Annotated in this window: 4 protein-coding genes; 1 reads left to right on the forward strand and 3 read right to left on the reverse strand. The window is 59.4% G+C overall.

The window, feature by feature from the left end; all coding sequences use genetic code 11:
• Nucleotides 1-387 precede the first annotated feature (387 nt).
• The 3 genes from Q0216_RS10165 to Q0216_RS10175 all read right to left on the reverse strand — a co-directional run bounded on the left by Q0216_RS10165 (nt 388) and on the right by Q0216_RS10175 (nt 2516).
• Complete coding sequence (locus Q0216_RS10165) at nt 388-1200, reverse strand: NrtR DNA-binding winged helix domain-containing protein (protein WP_298595114.1); 813 nt, start codon at nt 1198-1200, stop codon at nt 388-390.
• Nucleotides 1201-1479: 279 nt separating this feature from the next.
• Nucleotides 1480-1800, reverse strand: a complete 321-nt coding sequence (locus Q0216_RS10170) for a putative quinol monooxygenase (protein ID WP_298595117.1) — start codon at nt 1798-1800, stop codon at nt 1480-1482.
• A gap of 137 nt (nt 1801-1937) precedes the next feature.
• On the reverse strand, nt 1938-2516 hold the full coding sequence (locus Q0216_RS10175; protein ID WP_298595120.1) for a TetR/AcrR family transcriptional regulator: 579 nt from the start codon (nt 2514-2516) through the stop codon (nt 1938-1940).
• A gap of 198 nt (nt 2517-2714) precedes the next feature.
• On the opposite strand from Q0216_RS10175, the gene Q0216_RS10180 reads away from it, so the two are divergent.
• Nucleotides 2715-4280 (forward strand): MFS transporter, encoded by a 1566-nt coding sequence (locus tag Q0216_RS10180; RefSeq protein ID WP_298595123.1) that lies wholly within the window; start codon nt 2715-2717, stop codon nt 4278-4280.
• Nucleotides 4281-4621 lie beyond the last annotated feature (341 nt).

Consider the following 4621-nt stretch of genomic DNA (forward strand, 5'->3'; position numbering starts at 1 on the left):
TTCTGATTGAATACTGCTTCCAGATAATCGGCAATAATCTTAGCGTTGCCGGTCAGCTCAGATGCCATAGCAAAACCTTTCAGTTACTTATGGAAAAGATGAAAATCATTCTAGCATAAGGGGGTACTTACCTGAGAGGGGCATAAGTTAGGCGTCGGTGCCCGTTCTGCGCTTACTTCCTGGATATTTCCACTCGTAGCAGCGCTACAGCTATGGGTAAAAATGCAGGTAATTAACCTTATCAAGTTGCTGATTGGTAAATGTTTCACGTGAAACCTGAGACAAGAAGGGGTGACACCGCATGGTGCCACCCCTTCTTGCTTTCAGACTATGAGCGAACACTAGACCCGCGTGCAGTACGCGGCTAATGCCCGAGAATAAAAGCTATTACGCCTCGTGGCGCTCACGGTACATGCCCAGCGGGCCCGCATCCGCGTACGCCTGAGCGTCGTTGTAACGGTACAGGCGCGGCGGGCGGTGACGGGTGCCCTCCACACGGCGGCCGGTGTCAATAATCGACTTCGACGCCGCAATCTGGCGGCGGAAGTTCGCCGGATCCAGGGTACGACCCAGAATCGCCTCGTACACCTCACGCAGCTGCGCCAGAGTGAACTCCTCACCCAAGAAAGAGTGCGCAATACGCGAATACTCGACCTTGTTCTGCAGACGGTAAAGCGCGTACTCAATGATTTCGTTGTGGTCGAAGGCGAGCTCGGGCAGCTCATCCACCGGGAACCAGCGGATGTTCTCGTGCACGCGAGTGTTCGCAACCTCGGTGGCGGGAATCGACGCCCAGTACACAACAGAGACCACGCGCTCGTGATCAGTGCCGGGTGCCGGGTCAGGCTCGCCCACAACGCGGGCGGCACGCGCCTCGGGAGTGCGCAGAACGTCACCGAATGCGTAGAGCTGCTCCAGGTAGCCGGGCTGCAGGTTGGTTGCACGCTTCAGTGTCGAAGCCGCAGCCTCTTCGAGGGAAAGATTCGGGTTGAGCGGGCCGCCGGGCAGCGCCCACTGGCCCTTATAGGGCTCGCGGAGGCGGCGAACCAGCGGCAGCCACAGGGTCGGGTGGGTTTCGTTGTCCTTGGGACGCAAAGCTAGAATCACGGTCGAAACAGCGAGGGATACAGAGGTGTGGTCCACGTCGTGGTGCTCTTCAACGGCAACTGCGCCGGGAAGAGGCTGGGCTGCGATGCTCATTCAGGCCTCCTGTGCGAATGGGTATCGATAGGTGTGCATACCCTACCCATTTTAAGGGGTTAATAGGGTAAAAATGCACGCAAGGCACCCGCCGACCCGAAAACCGGTATCAACCGCGTCGTGTCAAGGGGAAAAGTTCAGGTACCGGACACGCCAAAGCGCCCCTCCTGCCTGTCCAACAGAACAGGCAGGAGGGGCGCTCTAGCGTCTACTTATGCAACGTCTATCTATGCAATGGTCTAACTATGCAATTTTAGGGTGCATGCCGGGGGGTGCAGACTAGTCGATCTGCAGCTCGCCCATTGCGTCCCAGTCGTCGCCGTCAATCAGGCGAGAAATAATCTTCGGGGTTGCGGTCAGCAGCGGACGCATGTCCTTCATCGCCTGCTGGAAGTGGTCAGAGTTCACGTGCGGACCAGCTGCGTCGTCGTTGAAAGCCTCAAGCAGAACGAACTCGTTCGGGTCCTCAACGCTGCGGGACCACTCGAAGAACTTGTTGCCTTCCTCGGCGCGGGTTGCCTCGGTGAAAGCGCGGGTCTTCTCAATCCACTGGTCAGCGTATTCGGGCTTGACGGGGAACTTTACAGCAATGAAAATCATTGGAACTCCTTGGTTGAAGAGCGGGTACGTACCCTCCCAGTTTAAGGCCTGGGGGCTTGCCAGCGCTGAAGAATACGGTCTGAGGCGGCGGTTTTAGCTTGTGGCTTTAACCGCTGTCTCGAGTGGCTTGTGTGGATTTAGTGAGCCGCCGCCTTGAGAACTTGCAGGGCGCGTTCCAGCGCCGCACGGTCTGCTGTGATGGCGGCTGCCCTCTGCGGGTTGGCGGAGTCGCCTCCGAACGCCGCGTTGTAGTACATGCCGTCACCCAGAAGCAACACGGCGCGGGCAATCTGCTCGTCGCCAATCTCCGCGAGGACGAGCGCATGCCAGCCGTCCTGCACACGGTTCATGGTCTGCTGGGCAAGTTCGTTATTGCTCTGCGCCAGGCGATTCAGGGCAATCAGGGAGCGGTCGAACGGCGAATTATCGGGCGTGGAGGAATTGATGTAGTAGGCGCTTGCACCCTCGGGTGCCTGCTTCATCGCCGCGAAGTCCTCTTCCGCCAGGGTGAGGGTGCGTTCTGCGAGCGCCTCAAGCAGTGCCTTCTTGGAGGAGAAATGGTAGAGTAGCCCGCCCTTGGAAACCTTGGCGGCGGTGGCGACGGCGTCGAGGGTTGCGGCGCGTTCTCCCGAGCGAATTAGCAGATCGACGTAGGTGTCGAGAATGTGTTCGCGGGAGTTGTTGGCGCGCTGTTTTCGGTGGTTGGGGGTGGTCATGGGTACCAGTCTAACCGCTTGAAACTATACCGTCCAGTTGGTATAGTTAATCTTCGTTTGTGGACCCGCCCGGACCCCTAAAACCTGCGGGCAAGCCCAAAAACCTCACTAAAAGACCTAGTCCAAAAGATATGCCGAGCTGATGCCGCCGCGTCTGCCGTATCAGCCGAAACCCCATGGACGCACGAAAAACAACCCATGACGAATCACAATCCGCACACCACGGCTCTGCCCATTCACGCCCCCGACCAGAAGACCAAACGCTGGGCGGCACTCGGCGTGCTCATGCTCCCGGTGCTCCTGGTCTCCATCGACAACACGGTGCTCGCCTTCGCGGTGCCCGCAATCGCTAAGGCGCTGAGCCCCTCCTCCGCGGAGCAGCTGTGGATCGTTGACTCATACCCTCTGGTGCTCTCCGCCCTGCTCGTGCCCATGGGCGCTATCGGTGACCGCATCGGCCGCCGTAAGCTGCTGCTCATCGGTTCGACCGGCTTCGCGGTGATCTCTGCGCTCGCGGCATTCGCGCCCTCCGCGCTGATGCTCGTGGTTGCCCGCGCCCTGCTCGGTATTTTTGGCGCCATGCTCATGCCGGCAACCCTGTCGATTATTCGCAATATCTTTGTGGACGCGACCGAGCGCCGCATCGCTATTGCCGTGTGGGCTTCGGGCTTCTCCGCCGGTGCGGCGCTGGGCCCGATTGTGGGTGGCTTCCTGCTGGAGCACTTTGACTGGGGTTCGGTGTTCCTGCTCGCTGTGCCGATTCTGATTCCGCTGCTGATTCTTGCCCCGATTATGGTTCCCGAGTCGAAGGACCCGAACCCCAGCCCGGTGGATCCGCTGAGCATCCTGCTGATTATGACCGGTATGACCGGCATTACCTTCGGCCTGACCCACACCTCCGAAACCGGTTTTGACGCGGTGGCCATTAGCACCATCCTCGCCGGCCTGTGCTTCGTCGTCCTGTTCGTGCTGCGTCAGCTCAACCGCGAGAAGAACGATATTCAGCCCATGCTGGATGTGCGCCTCTTCCGCAACACCGTGTTCACCGGCGCGATTACCGCAAACCTCATCTCCATGATGGTGGACGTTGGCTTCATCTACTTCGCCTCCCAGCACCTGCAGCTGGTCTCCGGCCTGCCGCCCATGTACGCCGGTATGCTGCTGATTCCCGGTACCCTGGCGACCATTATTGCCGGTCTGGTGATTGCGCGCGTGGCGGTGCACTTCCACCCGGCGCAGGTGGTGTCCTTCGGCCTGGCGCTCAACGCTGCCGCGTTCGCGGTGCTCGCCTTCCTGGGTGCGCACAGTGACGTGGTCATTATCCTGATCTTCATCGTGCTCGGTACCGGTATCGGTATTGCGCAGACCATTTCGAACGACCTGATGCTCTCCAGCGTGCCGCCGCGTAAGGCGGGTGCGGCATCCGCGATTTCTGAGACCTCCTACGAGATGGGTGCGGTGCTCGGCACCGTCATTATTGGTGGTATGCTCACCGCCATCTACCGCGCGAACGTCGTCATCCCCTCCGGTCTGGATGAGACCCTTGCCGACCACGCCCACGAAACCCTCGGCGGTGCCGTGACGGTCGCAAGCCACGTGGGTGGCGAGCAGGCGAACCAGCTGCTCTCCTCCGCATTCGCTGCCTTCGACTCCGGCGTGGTGGTTAGCTCCGCGTTCAGCGCCGCGCTCATGGGTGTTATGGCTGTTATCAGCTACCTCATGATCCGCAAGGCACCGCGCGAAATGAAGCCCGCTGAACACTAACCCGGTGCACTAACCCCAGTGCACTAAACTAAGCGCACTCATTTAGAGACATAACCCCCGCCTCCTGACGCTACCGTAGCATCGGGAGGTGGGGCTTATTCTTACGCACCCACCTGCGCGTTTAAAGGTTCAGCACAGGTACCGGTGGTACGGTAAAAATAGTGGGCTCACGCCCGAAAAACAGTAGGCTCACGCCCGAAAAAGACGCCCCGAAAAAGGCCGAGGAACCAGCGGCTCCACACACTCAAGGAGGAACGCCACCATGGGACTCAAAGACTGGGTAGCACCCTTTATCACGCTACTCATCGGTGCCAGCACCATCTTCATCTCCTACAAGAACT

This window comes from uncultured Rothia sp. (genome assembly GCF_937976295.1).
Taxonomy (GTDB): Bacteria; Actinomycetota; Actinomycetes; order Actinomycetales; family Micrococcaceae; genus Rothia.